Raw genomic sequence first — 15,984 nt, forward strand, 5'->3', positions numbered from 1 at the left:
TTCCTATTGTTCCGGCAGTGTGACGGTGAATGTGCTGAAACTTTTCCCGTCGCTGTCCACCGTTACTGTGCCGCCGTGCGCCTGCACCACTTGCATCACAAAGTTCAGGCCCAGGCCGAAGCCCGAAGCCCCTGTGCGCCGGTCGCCTGCCTGTATGCGTTCGAAGCGGTTGAATATCCTCTGCTGCTCGCTTCGCGGGATGCCTATGCCATTGTCGCGCACGCTGAGGCTGAGGCTGCCTTCGCTGGTTTGCCGGGCAGTGAGGTGGATGCAGACTTCCTCGCCGGAGTATTTGATGGCGTTGTCTATCAGGTTGGAAAGCATCTCGCGCAGGCAGAAAGCATCGGCATGGGCGATTGCCTTGGCGGTGCAGTCAATGTGGAAGATGACAGGTTTGGCGGCTTTGAGCCGGAATTGGGTGGCCAGCTCCTCGAAGAGAGGGCGCAACGGCACGGCAGTGCGGTGCAGTTGCAGTTCACCCCGGTCTATCTGCGTCAGTGTTACTACACGGGCCGAGAGGGCAAGCAGGTGGTTGCACTCGTCACACATGGTCGTACAGATGCGGGCGGCTTTTTCGGGCTTGTCGTCCAGCTTGCCGCTTGTCATGATTTGCGTGCCCATCAGGATGGATTGCAGGGGCGACTTCATGTCGTGTATCATCGAGTAGGTGAAATCCTTGCGGAACTGTTCCAACCGGCGCTGGCGCCGCCATACAAACCAGTGGCCTGCAATGCACAGCAGGCAGAAGGCGAACGTCAGTGCCAAGGGCAGGAAGAGATACCAGGCCGAGTGGAAGACGTGTCTCTGCGGCGAGGGAACGATGCCTTGCACGCACACCGAGCCGCTTTCGTCCAGGCGCAGGGCCGTGCTGACGAAGCTGCCCCGGCGGGGGAGGGCGCAGCCTGTTTGTTTCAGTACTTCGCCGGAGTCAGGGCGCAGGATGCGGATGCCGCAAGGCAGGTTCAGGCCCGTCTGCATCAGTTCATGGCGGAACAGCGAGTCCAGGCGGAATGTGTCGAGCGGTATGGCGACAGGGCGTTCGTTGACTATCTGCTGGGTGCCATAGGCTCGGTAGAGGCGGATGCCTTCTTTCAAGTTCATGGTCTGGTGCAGCACGTACACTTCTTGCCGGGTGCCATGGAAGCGGGGTTCGTAGAACGTATTGCCTTGCTCGTCGGTTGCTTTCCGGTAGAGTAGGGGGAACAGCGAGTCCACTTGTTGGTGGAAGTAGTCTGTGCTCCCGGTTACCCACGCTTTGCGGGTGCCGCGCAGGTGATTGGCTTCGATGGACTGGAGGTAACGTTGGTCGTTTTCTGCCACAAATGCCTTTTCAAAGGCCACTTCTGTTTCGTGGTTCAGTGTTTTCCACTGTGTGCGGTAGATGTAAGCTCCCCACAGTACAGGCAGCAAGAGAGCCAATGGCATCAGCCCCCACGACAGGCGGTCCAGCCAGAGGACGCGGTGCGAGTGTTGGCGTGCATTTTCCTGTTTGGCACGGGTCAGTACGGCTTCCGTATCGGCCAGTATTTGCCGGCCTGTCTCTCCGGCCTGCGTCCAGCGGGAGGTCTTCAGGTCGTCTTCCATCTGCTGGACAGACTGTGCCATCTGTCCGGCCAGTTGATAGTAGCTCTTGCATTGGCTGTCGATGTCGTGCTGGAGATGGCGTAGCCGGTGGATACGCAGGGTAATGACTCCTGCCAGCAGAATGGCCAGGAGGAGCGTAAGGCTCGGAAACAGCAGGCTGGTGGGGTAGGCAAGGTAGTGCATGTCCAAGATGGCTTCTACGGCAATGCCTTTTTGCATGTGCACGAAGGCACGGGGCGAAGTCAGTATGCCGATGCCTGTGTGGGGCAGGTCAGCTTTGGCGGGTGAGGTCTGCAAGGTGCACCCTGTATGGACATTGAATTTGCGGATGAACACACTGCCTTCCACTTCTTCGTATCGAAGGAAGCCGGTTAGCATCTGCCGTAGCGAATCGAGCGAGATTTCGGGTTGACCGTATGCATCTTGCAGCACGACCGATGTCTGTTCCGCGTAGTAGAGCAGCCGGTCTTCATCCTCCAGATGCAGGCTGTCGGGCGCGTAGACCATGTGGGTGACGGTTCCTTCGGGATAGGGCAGACGGTTCACCTGGGCATCGGTTGTCAGTGTAAAAGCATTCTTGAAAGCCGAAGCCAGCGTAGCCTCTGTCTTCTGCATCTGGCTACGGTAAGCATACGACATGCCTGCTGCCTGAAAAAGCGCCAGTAATAGGAATGTGCAGACCGACAAGAGCACGATGTGTTTTATCTTCATTCTTCTTTCCTTTTCGGGAGATGTTTTACGGTCTGCAAAGGTAATGAATAATCCGTTCGTCTTGTCCGGTAGCAGGATGTTTTTGCGCTTCAAAGACAGGCTGTTCCCCTCTGTGGATTTATATCGGAAGACGGTATCTCAAGAAGTAGTCTTCCTTGTTACGCTCCGTGTTCGTGCGCCTCCATCTCCTGCCGGCTCTTGCTGATGGTCACCAAATAGACACCTCCGAAGATGAATACCACGGCCATACCTTTCATCAGATTGAATGAATCCAACCCCAGGCAGATGCTGACAATGCAGGCCACGACGGGTTGCACGTAGTTGTACATGCCTGCCACGGTAGGCCGCAGGTTTTTCTGTCCCACCAGGATGAGCATGTAGCTCAGGAACGTGGCACACACCACGATGAAGGCGATGCTGCCGATGGCAGGCAGTTCCAGCGCACTCCAGTCTGTGGCTATCAGGCTGTTGTAGGAGAAGGGCAGGGCGAAGATGAAAGCGTAGGTGAACATCCATTTCATGATGGTGACCAGTGAATACCGCTGCACGAAGTTCTTGAACAGCACGATGTAAAGCGCATAACTCAATTGGGCGCCCAGCACCAGGATGTCACCCAGGATGGGATTGTCTCCGCCAGACGCAGGGGCACTGCCGCTCTGACTGCCCATGATGAGCAACAGCGCGCCGCCGGCCCCCAGGGCAATGCCCAGCACCTTCTTTCCCGTGATAGGTTCTTTCAAGAAAAAAGCCGCCAGCACCATAGCCCAAAGAGGCATACTGGTCGTGATGATACTGGCATCGGCGGGCGAGGTTAGTCCCACGCCGAAAATGAAGCAGCCTTGGTTGAACACGATGGCCAACAGCGAGGCGGCCAGCAATTTGGCCATGTCCTTGTGGTGCACATGCTCAGGCTTCTGGAAGAAAGAGATAATCCAAAACAGTGCCATCGCACCGAAGATGCGGAGGTCTGTCAATACCAGCGGGGTGACGATACCTCCCGCCATGACAATTTTGGCCAGTGGAGACATCAGCCCCCACGTTGCGTTGGCCGTCAGCATGGCGGCATGGCCTTTGAAATGGAAGTCTTTCATTGTTTCGACATTCCTTTGTTCAATTCCAGCATTTCTTCCATGTATTCCCGCGTATTGCTCAGTCGGGGAATCTTGTGCTGTCCGCCCAGCTTGCCTTTCTTGGCCAACCAGTCGTGGAACAATCCTTTGCGGGCTACGATGACCTCCAGCGGTTGCAGGGCCAGGTTGTTTTGCCGTTTAGCCTCGTAGTCGGAATTGATTTCCTTCAGTGTGTCATCCAAAATGCGCGCGAAGCGCGTCACATCGTCCGGCATCTGGGCAAACTCTATCAGCCACTGGTGGCGGCACTTGGCGTTGGCATCCATGAATACCGGCGCGGCCGAGTATTCCAGCACCTGTGCGCCTGTCTCTGCGCAGGCCCGTGCCAGGCCCTTTTCGGCATTGTCCACGATAAGCTCCTCGCCGAAGGCATTGATGAAGTGTTTCGTGCGCCCTGTGATGATGAACTTGTACGGATGTTTGCTGGTGAAGCGTACTGTGTCGCCTATCAGATAGCGCCACAGGCCTGCCGACGTAGAGATGACCACCGCGTAGTTCTTGCCCAGTTCCACTTCCTCCAGGCAGCAGGCGTGCGGGTTCTCCTTGCCCACTTCTTCCAGGGGGATAAATTCGTAGAAGATACCGTAGTCTATCATCAGCAGCATCGACGGGTCTGTCGGGTCGTTCTGCGTGCCGAAATAGCCTTCGGAGGCGTTATACGTCTCCACGTAGTGCATCTGTGGGTTTTGGATAAGCTGCTTGTATTGTTCGCGGTAGGGCGTGAAGGCTACCCCTCCGTGGAAGAATACTTCCAGGTTGGGCCATACCTCTTCCAAGGTCCGTTTGCCGGTCTTGTCCAGGATGTGCTTGATGAGTACCAGCATCCACGAAGGCACGCCGGACAGGTTGGTCACATTCGCGCCAATGGTTTCCCTTGCGATGGCTTCCATTTTCGGTTCGAAGTCGCCCATCAAAGCGGTTTGCTTGCTGGGTACGCGGATAAGGTTGACAAGCGAGGGAATGTTCTCGATGAGAATGGCAGAAAGGTCACCTACCAGACTGTGGTTGGAGTTGAGGTTCGGAGCATGGCTGCCGCCCAATATCAGGCCCTTGCCCGAGAAAAAACGGCTCTTGGGATTCTGCCCCAGGTAAATGGTCACGGCATCTTGTCCCCCCCGGTAGTGCGTGTCTTTCAGCGATTCCCGGCTGACGGGGATGAACTTGCTCTTGTCGTTTGTCGTGCCCGATGATTTGGCAAACCAGCGTATCTCCGACGGCCAAATCAGGTTCTGTTCGCCCTGGCGCAGACGGGCCACATAAGGTTTCACCTCTTCGTAAGTCTGTATGGGGAGCCGTCGGCGGAACTCGTCGTAAGAATGTATGCTTGTATAATCATATTTCCTGCCCCATTCCGTTTGTGCTGCCAAGTGTAAGAGACGTTGCAGTACCTGATTCTGCAAAGCCTCTGAACGAGTGGCATATTGCTCGATTTCTTTTAAACGTGGGGCCAGAAAAGCCTTGTTCAGTAATCTTGTGATATTCATCGTTCCTGTTGAAATCTGTTTGGCAACGCAAAAGTAAGGTTATTTCTTGGCATCTCTATCTTTTTTCCTGCTTTTTTCTTACCTTTACCGCTGTTTAGGACATAAATTATTATTAAAAAACGTTTATGAAAATTGGCATACTTACTTCAGGGGGCGATTGTCCGGGCATTAATGCCACCATTCGTGGTGTGTGTAAGACAGCCATTCATCATTATGGGATAGAGGTGATAGGTATTCATAGCGGCTTTCAAGGCTTGCTGACCAAAGACACGGAGGTGATTACCCGCGACTCGCTTTCCGGATTGCTCAATCTTGGCGGTACTATGCTGGGCACTTCACGAGAGAATCCCTTCAAGAAGAACGGTGTGGTGTCCGGCGTCAATAAACCGGCGCTTGTCGAACGGAATGTGAAAGAACTGGGTTTGGATTGCATCGTCTGTATCGGAGGCAACGGAACCACCAAAACGGCTGCCTTGCTGGCTGAACGCGGGCTGAATGTGGTGTCTGTCCCCAAGACCATCGACAATGACATCTGGGGCACGGACTTCTCTTTCGGTTTTGATTCTGCCGTAAGCATTGCCACCGACGCCATAGACCGCCTGCACTGTACAGCCAGTGCGCACAAGCGCGTGATGGTCATCGAAGTGATGGGGCACAAAGCCGGTTGGATAGCCCTGTATGCAGGCATGGCTGGTGGAAGCGACGTCATTCTTCTGCCTGAAATCCCTTACAGCATCCATCACATCGGCACTGCCATCCTCGACCGCCTGAAGCGGGGAAAACCCTATTCCATTGTCGTAGTGGCCGAAGGAATCCATACCGATGGGCGTAAGCGTGCCGGCGAATACATTGCCCAAGAAATAGAATATGAAACGGGCATCGAGACGCGGGAGACCGTGTTGGGATATATCCAGCGGGGCGGTTCACCCACACCTTTCGACCGCAACCTGGCCACCCGTATGGGCGGACATGCCACGGAGCTGATAGCCAACGGGCAATTCGGACGTATGATTGCCTTGCGGGGAAATGAGATAACCTCTATTCCCTTGGCCGAGACTGCCGGAAAGCTGAAGCTGGTGACGGAAGACCACGACTTAGTGGTTCAAGGCCGCCGCATGGGCGTTTGCTTCGGATAGGGTTATGAAGGCACAGGCAATGAGCAGCATGCTGAGTGCGTATCGCCAGCAGAGTCTCCATACCATCTTCCCGGTCAAAGGTGATTCTTTCCCTTTGCGGCAAAAAAGAACAGTAAGGTAGATGTTATACCCCAATAATAGGAAGGCATAAGGTACGGCACTGTACAATATGAACATACTGTCGAGCCATTTGCCCAATGTCATGTACATGTAACCGCCGATGTACCATGCCACATCATCCCAGGTGTCGCGGGCGATTTGTTTCTCCATGTAACGGTTGATTCGTGCTAACATAACAGGTATAAGATTTATAGTTCAGTATCTTGGATAATGTTAATTAACAGACAATCCGGAGCTTGCTTGGCTTTCCATGTCTTCGACAACCATGACTGCATCCGTCAGTTGTTTGTCCTCTTGTTTTTGCTGCTTGGCGGCAGCAATCTCCTCTTTGAACCGGGCGTCGTTCCTCAACTTTGCCAATGCCATCTGCGCTGCGTTCTGTTGGGATTCTTTTTTGGAATAGCCCTTCCCGTAGCCTGCCGAGATGCCTTCCAGTTTGACCTCCGTGTGGAAGACGGGGCTGTGGTCTTTGTCTATTTGCTGCTCAATCAGTTCGAATGACACCGTATGTTTGTATTTCTGGCTCCATTCGATGAGCTTCGACTTGAAGTTCACCTCCTTGCGGGACATCTTCTCCAGGTCGATGTAGTCTTTCAGGATTTTTTTCTCCATGAACTCTTTGCAGCGTGCGTAGCCTTGGTCCATGTAGATAGCGCCGAAGAATGCCTCGAAAGCGTTGCCGTACATGTAACTGTTGTGCGCCTGCGAGCGTGTGGTGTATTTCACCAGCTTGTCCAGTCCTATTTCGATGGCCAGCTTGTTCAGTGTCTCGCGCTGCACGATTTTAGAGCGCGTATTCGTCAGGAAGCCTTCGCGGCAGCCTTCGAAATGGCGGAAGACGATGTCGGCCACCACAGCATCCAAGATGGCATCCCCCAGAAATTCCAGCCGCTCGTTGTTCAGCGGCCTGCCTGCTTCGGAGCGCAGGAAAGTAGATTTGTGCAGGACGGCCTGCTGGTAATACTTGATGTTGCGGGGAAAGAATCCCAGGATTCTGTAAAAACAAAAATAAGACTCTCTGTCCTTATGGAACAGGAGCCTTATTCTGTCTATCAGGTTGCGCAACACGACTTTATTCTGCGTATTTTTTGAAGATGACACATGCGTTGTGCCCACCGAACCCAAACGTGTTGGACAGTGCCGCATTCACTTCGCGCTCTTGAGCTTTGTTGAACGTGAAGTTCAAGTCGTAGTCGATGTCCTCGTCATTGTCACCCTCTTCGTGGTTGATAGTGGGCGGAACGATGCCGTTCTTGATGGCCAGGATGCTGGCGATGGCCTCTACGGCGCCTGCTGCACCCAGCAGGTGTCCAGTCATGGACTTCGTCGAACTGATGTTCAACTTATACGCATGGTCGCCGAACACTTCCTTGATGGCCTTTGCCTCGGAGATGTCGCCCACGGGCGTCGATGTGCCGTGCACATTGATGTAGTCGATTTCTTCCGGGTTCATCTGTGCATCTTCCAGGGCGTTCTGCATCACCAGTTTGGCACCCAGACCTTCCGGATGAGAAGCCGTCAAGTGATAAGCATCGGCCGACATGCCTACGCCAGCTACTTCGGCGTAGATTTTCGCGCCGCGAGCCTTGGCATGTTCCAGTTCTTCCAATACGATGCAACCGCCGCCTTCACCCATCACGAAACCGTCGCGGCTGGCGCTGAAGGGGCGTGAAGCCGTCTCCGGAGAGTCATTGCGGGTAGACAAGGCGTGCATGGCGTTGAAACCGCCCACGCCGCAGGCGGCGATGGCAGCCTCCGAACCGCCCGTCACAATGGCGTTGGCCTTGCCCAAGCGGATGAGGTTGAATGCGTCTGCAATGGCATTGGTCGAAGTGGCGCAAGCCGAGCAGGTCGCATAGTTGGGGCCGTGGAATCCGTACAGGATGGAAATCTGTCCGGCTGCGATGTCCGAAATCATCTTGGGGATGAAGAACGGATTGAAGCGCGGACCTTTTTCCTTGCCGGTCAGTGCATAGTTGCCGGCCTCTTCTTCGAAGGTACGGATACCTCCGATACCGGCGCCGAAGATGACACCGATACGGTTCAAATCTTCTTTCTCCACATCAAGACCCGAATCGCCCACGGCTTGTTTGGCCACAGCGATGGCATATTGCGTGTACAGGTCCATCTTGCGGGCCTCTTTGCGGTCAATGTATTGGGATGCGTCGAAGTTCTTCACTTCGCATGCAAACTGTGTCTTGAAAAGGGATGCATCGAAATGCGTAATAGGTCCTGCCCCGCTAACCCCGTTGACCAGGTTCTCCCAAAATTCGGAGACCGTGTTTCCAATGGGAGTAACGGCGCCAAGACCTGTTACAACAACTCTTTTTAATTCCATGTGCAAAACGGATGGATTAAATTACTTGGAGTGTTCCTCGATGTAGTTGATAGCGTCGCCCACAGTGGCAATCTTTTCAGCCTGGTCATCGGGGATAGAGATGCCGAATTCTTTTTCAAATTCCATGATGAGCTCTACAGTGTCCAGAGAATCGGCTCCCAGGTCGTTTGTGAAGCTGGCTTCGTTCTTTACTTCAGATTCTTCAACGCCTAACTTATCGACGATAATCGCTTTCACTTTAGATGCAATTTCAGACATAACTTTTAGTTTTTAATTAATAATTAGGTTTATTTCTTTAATTTTGCCGTGCAAAGGAATGGATTTTTCTTTTTCCGCGCAAATATTTCGGACATTAAATGCAGAATTTTGCACATTTTTTATGGTTTTGTGCATTAAAAGTGAGGATTATGATGAAAAAGATTGCGATTTTGGCTTCGGGCAACGGCACCAATGCCGAAAATATCATCCGTTATTTCCGGGGTCGGGGGACGGCCGAAGTGTCTTTGCTGCTGACCAACAGGTCGACGGCCTACGTGTTGCAACGTGCAGCTTCCTTGCACGTGCCCGCTTGTGCTTTTACGAAAGAAGAATGGGCCGACGGGCAGAAACCGCTTGAAGCCCTGCGTGCCCAAGGGATAGATTTCGTGGTGTTGGCCGGCTTTCTGGCACGCGTGCCGGACAATGTGCTGCATGCCTATCCCGGCAGGATGGTCAACATCCACCCCTCGCTGCTGCCCAAGTTCGGAGGCAAGGGCATGTATGGCGACCGTGTCCACCAAGCCGTCATCGAAGCCGGCGAGACGGAGAGCGGCATCACTATACATTATACTAACGAGGTGTACGACGAGGGAGTCGTCGTGTGCCAGTATCATTGTCCAGTCTTGCCCGGCGATACGCCGGAGACCCTGGCACAGCGCGTCCATGCCTTGGAGTATGAGCACTATCCGCGCGTCATCGAAGAGTTGGTGCAGGCGCTGGACTGAGAACGTTTTTCCCAAAGTAATATTTCCGGATATTTATTGCTTCCAGATTCGTTCCAAAGTCGTTCTTTGTTCGTTTCTAAGGAGACGAACTTGGAACGACTTTGGAACGACTTTGGTAGGACTTTGGTGTGGGCTCGTTTCGGGATGGGCGAGACGGCGGAGTGATGTTGAAAAATGTTTAACTTGTATGCTGTGCAGCGCTTGTCGTGCAGTTTGGGCAAGGAACCGTATAGGGGAATGTCGTAAAATAGGGATTTGAACCGCAGATGGCGCGGATTAAACGGGATAACCGCAGATGTGTCTGTCGCCCGGGTGTAGTCGGTGGGGGGCGTATACGGTCTTTTCATGCGTCATGTAGGTGCGGAGACTGAATTGCGGTTGTAGCAGCGGATGTGACGGTAAAGTCTTTGATTTTGCGGTTTTAGGAAATGTTAATGTTATGTATGGGTCTGCATTATTCTGAAATAGATTCTGTATCCGGCGTAAGTCCGGTTGCACGGTTGGCTGCGGACGATATAGCTTTGGTAGAGAATTTTTATGACCTTCTTTAGACATCTATAAACGATGCCACCAGGAATCGAACTATTGATTCCTGGTGGCTGAATATCTTTGACTTATAAATCGGCAAGTAGTGTAATTTCCCGCTATTGCTCCACCGGATTGTTGCAGTGTTCTGCGTCAGGTTGCGTGGAGGTTTCCTTTATTGATTACAAATTTACAGCTTTCTTTTGAAAGTCAGGCATGTAATCATGAAAACTTCTCCGCCTTGGTTCAAAATCCTTTTTGGACTTCCCAATAGCCGCCTTTATTGGGGCCGACATGTCTGATTATCCCTTTTTCTTGGAGTGAAGCCAACCGACGCTTTACGCTGCTTTCATGTATACCTAAGCGATTTACCATTTCTTTTCTTTGTATATAAGGATTATCTTTTATCAATTCAAGTATGGCATCTTTTTGTTTTTGTTGGTCTGTTTCTGGCCGTTTCTGGGTCGTTTCCTGGGTCGATTCTGGGTCGCTTTGGATTGTCGCTCTTTCCGGGTACTCAAACTTAAAAGTTGTCCATATACCTGAAGCATCATAACGGAACTCCGGTGTGGAGAAACCATCATTCTTACAAGCCGTAATGATACGCTCGATGCTGCGTCCCCATGCCTCAATCTCACCTGCATGGAAGAAAGTATTGGCAATATCCGGGTTGTAAGGCATACTTCGGTGTGAGGACAATAAGGTTTCCACCGTCCACCCTTCGGGCAACACCCCTCCGTTTATTATCTCCAACTTGTTTTCATACACGCGGATTTGGATGGGAGAAGGTTCTGCGTTGTCTTTGTTAATGCAGGCATTCAGCAACGCTTCACGTAGAGCTTCACGGGGTATGGGTAAAGTTTCTATCCGTTGGATGCCTTCGTAGGTTATGATAGCTTTCATATATTTGGTACACAACAAGTCCATTAGCTTCACAATTTGCTGGAAAAGATTACCATGCACTTCATCCTGATATACCAAATCCATGCCTTCGCGGAAGAAACCGACCTTTACAAATGCCCCGGTCACATATTGTTCTGGGTCGGGATGGAACAACAAAGCGGCAGCACGTTTCAGGTAACTACCCTCATAAAGCCGGAGTTTCTCCAACAAACCGTGATTGTCGTCTATCAAGTCTGTTTCCTTCATACGTCCGCTCCGTTTGGCATACTTGCGGAATAACATAAAGGATGCCACCTTGAGCATTGGCAAAGCCACAAATCCATTTCTGGTATTCGTTGTGTAAAAATTCTTTAAACTCTATGTTTTGGTATTCGGTTGGTATATTTTAATCATCCAAAGTATAAGTTTCATCGTAAATATCTCTCAGGTTCTTGCCTTCAAACATCCAATAGCCTGTAGGTTGAATGGCATGAGTGGTATTGAGCATTTTTTTTGTAATTCCAGTCAATGAATAAACATCACCTTGATACATCACTTTCTTTTCATCAACTACCGATACTTCAATAGATGAATCTTTTACGAATACTAAAATATCACCTTTCTTCATTCCCATCTCAAAATAATTGAGGGGAGGACGGCGTGACGAATTGATTTTTTCCGTAGCGGATTTATCTTCTGTAGTCAGGTCGTTGTCTATCTCTTCCGTGATTTCTTGTGTCACATCTTCTCGATTAAACAATTCCAATATCGCCATCGCTTGCTCAGGTTTGATTTGAAAAAACTCACGGTTAGCATTGATACGGTTAGGAGCGAATGCCGTGTGCAGAGCCTTCTCAATCTTGGCACAATCTGAAGACTTCACTTTACAAGCATACTTACATTCAAAAGGAACAGGAACTCCTGTACCATAAAGTTCTTTCATTCGAGCATCCAAATTATCCCTTGTGGTCATGCCTATTTTTACCAATCCAGGCATTGCAGGATTAGTAAGAACATAAACGATTCCTGAATTATTTTGTTTTTGAGACATATATCACTTGTTTTTAAGCATGTTATTGACACAAAACTGCAGTTATAATATTTGAAATAATATTAGAAGTTACATCTACACCAAAACTTTTTATTTTATCAACTAACTTCGTTTTAGCCTGAGTAGGATTAGGCTCTGTTTCTACAATCTCTTTTATTTCCTTGTATTGTTTTCCTGTTAATTCATCCTTTATTATATCCATGAACTGGTCTAAAAATTGAGATTGTTGCTGGGATTGGGTTTGATTCACATGTACATTAACAGATTTATCTATTACATTGGAGTCTTTAATCACACTAATAATCTGGGGCATTTCCAAACATGCCTGCAATATTGCAAGCATATTATCAAAGACAGTGGGAGAATGATGGTTTTTAGTGAAGTCTTTAGCTGATTCTTCAAAATCATTAATACACCTATCTCCAGAAAAATTTATAGAAAGGAATCTTATAGATTTGTTTTTCCATATTTCATATTTGGAATTGTCTGCTAAACTATAAGCTGCATATGTACGAAAAACCCCCGATGGAGTATTGATATATGAGATTGTTTTTCTTATATCTTTTCCTTCTTCAATGAGTTGTTCAAGAGTTATTGTTTCCATCTTTTGAATTTTGTTAAAATATTACTTTCCTCCTTTAACCCGATTGCAATTCTTACAAAGCATTTGGCAATTCTCCGCCACAGTCGTACCGCCTTCTTTCCAAGGCGTGATGTGGTCGGCTTCCATTTCCTCCAGTTCGAAATGCTTGCCGCAATGAACGCATATGCCGTGCTGCCGCTCGTAGGCTTCGCGTTTCTGCTTTTTGTCGAAAGTTCGGAAACTGAGGTCGCGCAGGTCGCCGCTCAGCACGTAGCGATAAATGCCGGACTTCTTCATGATTTCATCATCCTCCATTAAGTCGTGTATCTGCTTTTCGAGGGCAACAGTATCATATACATTTTCACTAAACTCATCATACATGGCTCCCCAATCCAGACCTTTCATCTCGCGGCGGTATTTGGTAAATGTGGAACGTATCCATGTAATGATAGATACAAAGTAAGCCCATAGCTTATTGGCATTCGGGTCAAACTGATGCAATGCCATGTATTTGTCCACGCTTTCTACGCCGTCATGACGAGCCGCCCATTTCAAGATAGTAGCCAAGTATGCCTGCTCTATGGCGTTTCCGTTCAAAAAGTCGGCTCCCATCTTATAAGCCGGACATCCGTTCTTTGAGAAATGCCTGCGCGCATCTGTTACGAAAGGTCCGGCATAGACGGCGTTCAGCAGTTCTTGGTCGAGAAGTTTCTCTCCCGCAATGTTGATTACCCGGAACCAGTTAAGCTTTTCTTTGTCTGTCCCTTCGCAAAAGTACACAGTCAGTTCATAGTTGAGAAACTTGGCTTTCTCTTCCTCTGTAAGTGTGGAGAAATAGAGTGTTCCTCGGTCGTGGTCAACGATGTTAAAATCGTGAGTGTAGAATCCGCATATTGAGAGGGTGCGCTGTTGCCCGTCAATCATTTCAAAGTTTTCGTTTTTATCTACGCTCCAATACATGATGTTGAGAGGAAAGCCTTTGAGGATGGTTTCCACAACGGCTTGCTGTTGCTTCTCATCATAGCGAAATTCACGCTGATAAGGAGGGCGTATATCTAATTTTCCATGATAACCTTTTACTCCGGCATCGGGGTCGTTGACATATCCATCAATCAAATCACAGATTTTTATGGACTTCAATTCTATTTGCATATCTTACTCCTTTTCTCTTTTAGAAGTTTTCTTTGCGCTTTGCTTCTTAGTTAATGATTTTTCCTCAGACTTCAATCGCCGTTCCACCTTCTTTACATCCTCTCCTGGTGGCAACTGCTCAGGAACTATTCCACGTTGCAGCAGCATATTCCTTACGGCGGCATTGTTATCCACGTGTTCACGAGTGATTTGTTCTTGTCCGTGCAAATCTTTCTGCTGTACATTTACCGAGGTCATTTCCGCAGCAAAATCCTTAGCTTTGATACTGATTGTCGGAAGGAAGTCTGCCAGAGGTCGATTGTCAGGAGCTCCTAACTTGCGTTTTAGCAATGCCGTATCCAGATGAAATAAAGCTTTGTCACCTTTAGAACGAATGATACCGAATCCTTTGTTATCCACTCCGCGCTCATAAAGGATACCCGATAAACGATTTTCCGTTTCTGCCAGTTTATTACGTGCCACGACACGCTCATGTTCCAGTATTCTCTTCTGCACAAGTTCTGCCCGACGTGTCTGCACCGCAAAATAGTTTTGCGCAAAGGCTACTTGCGGCTTACGCGGATCTCCATTTTGAGCAACAAGATAGCAGGCATAGCGCGTCAGCATATAGTCATTTATCTCACGTTGAGCACCTTTTGCCAATTCTATCATTTTGCTGACGTCAGCAAAATGATATGCTGTTTCTTGTCCTGCATTTTCGCATGCGATTTTGGCTTTCTCTATGATATTCTCAAAGTTACGCCATTGTGCATAGCCTAGCAAAGTAGAGAGTTCTCTTGCACTCCAGCATTCCACACCCTCATATTCGTTTGCAATGGATTCAAACCGGCGGAACAATTCTATGATTTCTTCGGCTTTCATTATTTTTTGATTTTGCGGATTACTATTCTTTCATACAATCGAGTTGGCACACCTTCTTTTTCAATATAAAATCTTGGACCACCATTCAATTTACCTAACCTTTTTTTAATCACGGACATATCAGCCAAATCAAGACTTTTTCCTAATATTTCAAATTGTTCCGGACTATATTTATCCAAGAATGTTATTGGAACTCCCATAGCACCATCATAATCCATAGGTATCTCTTCCGTTTTGTTCACATTAATAGCATCAAAATTAATGTATCGTGGATATTCTTCAGAAGTGTAGTGCTTATAAAGAATGATGTCTTCATGACGTTTTTTGATTTCAAGATTAGTAAACCATGTAACACCAGATACCCGAATCATACCCTCCCGATGGTCACCAGCGGTAGCCTTATCCTCATAATGTGAAATAAAATGTCCTGCTCCTCCCTTAAAACCATACCCTAACCACAATTTGTTTTGCATGATTAACGGAAATATCTCTTTATAAGAAATGGCATTCTGATGTCCGATAATCAAGAACTTCTTTTCATATTCCATCAGTTGCGCCACGTATTCCCGAAACAAAGAAAACGGAGGATTAGTCACCACAATATCCGCTTCTTTGAGCAATTCGATGCATTCTTTACTGCGGAAATCTCCATCTCCTTTTAGCGGTTTTACTCCTATCTCTTCTGCATTGGGTATATGGTCTCCATTTTTATCACCTTCATAAGTCAGGTAAACGGCTTGTTCGCTCTTGTTTTGGCTGAACAAGTCTATATTTTGATTCTTATAGCAAGTGGTAATCAGTTTCTTCAATCCAAGAAATTCAAAGTTATAGGCAAAATAGGTAAAGAAATTGCTCACACGTGGGTCATCGCAATTACATAATACAGTCTTACCGCGAAAATGTTCCCGGTAATGCCGCAACTCGTTGTTGATATCTTCCAGTTGCGTATAAAACTCGTCTTTCTTGGCTTCTTTTGCCTTGTTCAGATTCTTATTAGCCATATCATTTAATCGAATTTACCCTTGTTAATCAAATCTTTTGCATTCACTTCCAGAATTTCCGCTATCTTCATCAACATCTCCAATGAGGGTTGTGTTGTATTAGAACACCAACGAGAAACAGTCGCTTCGTTCTTTCCTAACTGTTCAGCCAGCCATTTTCCGGTTTTTCCCTGTTCTACCAATACTATTTTTAGCCGATTTATTTTTTCTGTTCCCATATTAATAAAATGTATTGCAGACGCACTATAATAATTGATTGTATTTGCAAATATAATGATTGCTTAGCAAAACCATTCAAATTTCGACAATAAACTGTTCTTAATAATTGAAATTTTGCCATTTATGTCTGAGTTGTCTGCGCAAAAAAAATCATTTTGTGGAACGGTTTGCCTCTTTTTGACCGGATGATTAAAAAAATCCTCTTTATCTTTGCACACGAAACA

16 protein-coding genes are annotated in these 15,984 nt (G+C 48.4%); 2 read left to right on the top strand and 14 right to left on the bottom strand.

Annotated elements, in window-relative coordinates:
• Positions 1–3 precede the first annotated feature (3 nt).
• The 3 genes from M3090_RS11250 to M3090_RS11260 all read right to left on the bottom strand — a co-directional run bounded on the left by M3090_RS11250 (position 4) and on the right by M3090_RS11260 (position 4,909).
• A complete protein-coding gene (locus M3090_RS11250) occupies positions 4–2,295 on the bottom strand; it encodes a sensor histidine kinase (RefSeq protein ID WP_249056303.1) in 2,292 nt (763 codons plus the stop codon).
• A gap of 158 nt (positions 2,296–2,453) precedes the next feature.
• A complete protein-coding gene (locus M3090_RS11255) occupies positions 2,454–3,386 on the bottom strand; it encodes a DMT family transporter (RefSeq protein WP_249056305.1) in 933 nt (310 codons plus the stop codon).
• Positions 3,383–4,909, bottom strand: coding sequence for a GH3 auxin-responsive promoter family protein (locus M3090_RS11260; protein ID WP_249056308.1), 1,527 nt, complete (start codon positions 4,907–4,909; stop codon positions 3,383–3,385). Before M3090_RS11260 ends, M3090_RS11255 begins: the two co-directional genes overlap by 4 nt.
• A 125-nt stretch (positions 4,910–5,034) precedes the next feature.
• Between M3090_RS11260 and M3090_RS11265 the strand changes: the two genes are divergently transcribed.
• Positions 5,035–6,045, top strand: coding sequence for an ATP-dependent 6-phosphofructokinase (locus M3090_RS11265; RefSeq protein WP_249056311.1), 1,011 nt, complete (start codon positions 5,035–5,037; stop codon positions 6,043–6,045).
• Here the strand turns inward: M3090_RS11265 and M3090_RS11270 are convergent.
• Genes M3090_RS11270 through M3090_RS11285 form a run of 4 tightly spaced genes read right to left on the bottom strand, consistent with a single transcriptional unit; the run spans position 6,004 to position 8,761 of the window.
• Positions 6,004–6,339, bottom strand: a complete 336-nt coding sequence (locus tag M3090_RS11270; RefSeq protein WP_249056313.1) for a hypothetical protein — start codon at positions 6,337–6,339, stop codon at positions 6,004–6,006. The genes M3090_RS11265 and M3090_RS11270 overlap by 42 nt on opposite strands.
• Positions 6,340–6,378: 39 nt before the next feature.
• Positions 6,379–7,233, bottom strand: a complete 855-nt coding sequence (gene rnc, locus M3090_RS11275) for a ribonuclease III (protein WP_249056337.1) — start codon at positions 7,231–7,233, stop codon at positions 6,379–6,381.
• A 4-nt stretch (positions 7,234–7,237) separates the two neighbouring features.
• The gene (gene fabF / locus M3090_RS11280) at positions 7,238–8,503 is read right to left on the bottom strand and encodes a beta-ketoacyl-ACP synthase II (protein ID WP_249056315.1); all 1,266 of its coding nucleotides are present in this window, start codon (positions 8,501–8,503) and stop codon (positions 7,238–7,240) included.
• A gap of 21 nt (positions 8,504–8,524) precedes the next feature.
• Complete coding sequence (locus M3090_RS11285; protein WP_249056317.1) at positions 8,525–8,761, bottom strand: acyl carrier protein; 237 nt, start codon at positions 8,759–8,761, stop codon at positions 8,525–8,527.
• A gap of 149 nt (positions 8,762–8,910) precedes the next feature.
• On the opposite strand from M3090_RS11285, the gene M3090_RS11290 reads away from it, so the two are divergent.
• Complete coding sequence (locus M3090_RS11290; protein WP_249056318.1) at positions 8,911–9,486, top strand: phosphoribosylglycinamide formyltransferase; 576 nt, start codon at positions 8,911–8,913, stop codon at positions 9,484–9,486.
• 771 nt (positions 9,487–10,257) lie between these two features.
• Here the strand turns inward: M3090_RS11290 and M3090_RS11295 are convergent.
• From M3090_RS11295 to M3090_RS11325, 7 genes are all read right to left on the bottom strand, one after another.
• Positions 10,258–11,160 (bottom strand): ATP-binding protein, encoded by a 903-nt coding sequence (locus tag M3090_RS11295; RefSeq protein ID WP_249056319.1) that lies wholly within the window; start codon positions 11,158–11,160, stop codon positions 10,258–10,260.
• Between the two features lie 139 nt (positions 11,161–11,299).
• On the bottom strand, positions 11,300–11,944 hold the full coding sequence (locus M3090_RS11300; protein ID WP_249056321.1) for a GIY-YIG nuclease family protein: 645 nt from the start codon (positions 11,942–11,944) through the stop codon (positions 11,300–11,302).
• 22 nt (positions 11,945–11,966) lie between these two features.
• Positions 11,967–12,548: a hypothetical protein gene (locus tag M3090_RS11305; RefSeq protein WP_249056323.1), complete on the bottom strand. Its 582-nt coding sequence runs from the start codon at positions 12,546–12,548 to the stop codon at positions 11,967–11,969.
• A gap of 21 nt (positions 12,549–12,569) precedes the next feature.
• Positions 12,570–13,679: an HNH endonuclease family protein gene (locus M3090_RS11310; protein WP_249056326.1), complete on the bottom strand. Its 1,110-nt coding sequence runs from the start codon at positions 13,677–13,679 to the stop codon at positions 12,570–12,572.
• 3 nt (positions 13,680–13,682) lie between these two features.
• Positions 13,683–14,540: a DNA damage-inducible protein D gene (dinD, locus tag M3090_RS11315; RefSeq protein ID WP_249056328.1), complete on the bottom strand. Its 858-nt coding sequence runs from the start codon at positions 14,538–14,540 to the stop codon at positions 13,683–13,685.
• Positions 14,540–15,541 carry an adenine-specific methyltransferase EcoRI family protein gene (locus M3090_RS11320; protein ID WP_249056330.1) on the bottom strand — a complete coding sequence of 334 codons (1,002 nt, stop codon included), beginning with the start codon at positions 15,539–15,541 and terminating at the stop codon, positions 14,540–14,542. The genes dinD and M3090_RS11320 overlap by 1 nt, the downstream gene beginning before the upstream one ends.
• A 5-nt stretch (positions 15,542–15,546) precedes the next feature.
• Complete coding sequence (locus M3090_RS11325) at positions 15,547–15,759, bottom strand: helix-turn-helix transcriptional regulator (RefSeq protein WP_249056332.1); 213 nt, start codon at positions 15,757–15,759, stop codon at positions 15,547–15,549.
• Positions 15,760–15,984 lie beyond the last annotated feature (225 nt).

Origin of the sequence: Bacteroides sp. ET71, from assembly GCF_023336905.1 — a bacterium.
Lineage (GTDB): Bacteria > Bacteroidota > Bacteroidia > Bacteroidales > Bacteroidaceae > Bacteroides.

Bases quoted from the DNA above. Each gene is read 5' to 3' on its own strand.
- M3090_RS11310 (WP_249056326.1), bottom strand. From the start codon at position 13,679: ATGCAAATAGAATTGAAGTCCATAAAAATCTGTGATTTGATTGATGGA.
- M3090_RS11305 (WP_249056323.1), bottom strand. From the start codon at position 12,548: ATGGAAACAATAACTCTTGAACAACTCATTGAAGAAGGAAAAGATATA.
- fabF (WP_249056315.1), bottom strand. From the start codon at position 8,503: ATGGAATTAAAAAGAGTTGTTGTAACAGGTCTTGGCGCCGTTACTCCC.
- M3090_RS11265 (WP_249056311.1), top strand. From the start codon at position 5,035: ATGAAAATTGGCATACTTACTTCAGGGGGCGATTGTCCGGGCATTAAT.
- M3090_RS11300 (WP_249056321.1), bottom strand. From the start codon at position 11,944: ATGTCTCAAAAACAAAATAATTCAGGAATCGTTTATGTTCTTACTAAT.
- M3090_RS11320 (WP_249056330.1), bottom strand. From the start codon at position 15,541: ATGGCTAATAAGAATCTGAACAAGGCAAAAGAAGCCAAGAAAGACGAG.
- M3090_RS11250 (WP_249056303.1), bottom strand. From the start codon at position 2,295: ATGAAGATAAAACACATCGTGCTCTTGTCGGTCTGCACATTCCTATTA.
- dinD (WP_249056328.1), bottom strand. From the start codon at position 14,540: ATGAAAGCCGAAGAAATCATAGAATTGTTCCGCCGGTTTGAATCCATT.
- M3090_RS11325 (WP_249056332.1), bottom strand. From the start codon at position 15,759: ATGGGAACAGAAAAAATAAATCGGCTAAAAATAGTATTGGTAGAACAG.
- M3090_RS11255 (WP_249056305.1), bottom strand. From the start codon at position 3,386: ATGAAAGACTTCCATTTCAAAGGCCATGCCGCCATGCTGACGGCCAAC.
- M3090_RS11270 (WP_249056313.1), bottom strand. From the start codon at position 6,339: ATGTTAGCACGAATCAACCGTTACATGGAGAAACAAATCGCCCGCGAC.
- M3090_RS11295 (WP_249056319.1), bottom strand. From the start codon at position 11,160: ATGAAGGAAACAGACTTGATAGACGACAATCACGGTTTGTTGGAGAAA.
- M3090_RS11285 (WP_249056317.1), bottom strand. From the start codon at position 8,761: ATGTCTGAAATTGCATCTAAAGTGAAAGCGATTATCGTCGATAAGTTA.
- M3090_RS11290 (WP_249056318.1), top strand. From the start codon at position 8,911: ATGATGAAAAAGATTGCGATTTTGGCTTCGGGCAACGGCACCAATGCC.
- M3090_RS11260 (WP_249056308.1), bottom strand. From the start codon at position 4,909: ATGAATATCACAAGATTACTGAACAAGGCTTTTCTGGCCCCACGTTTA.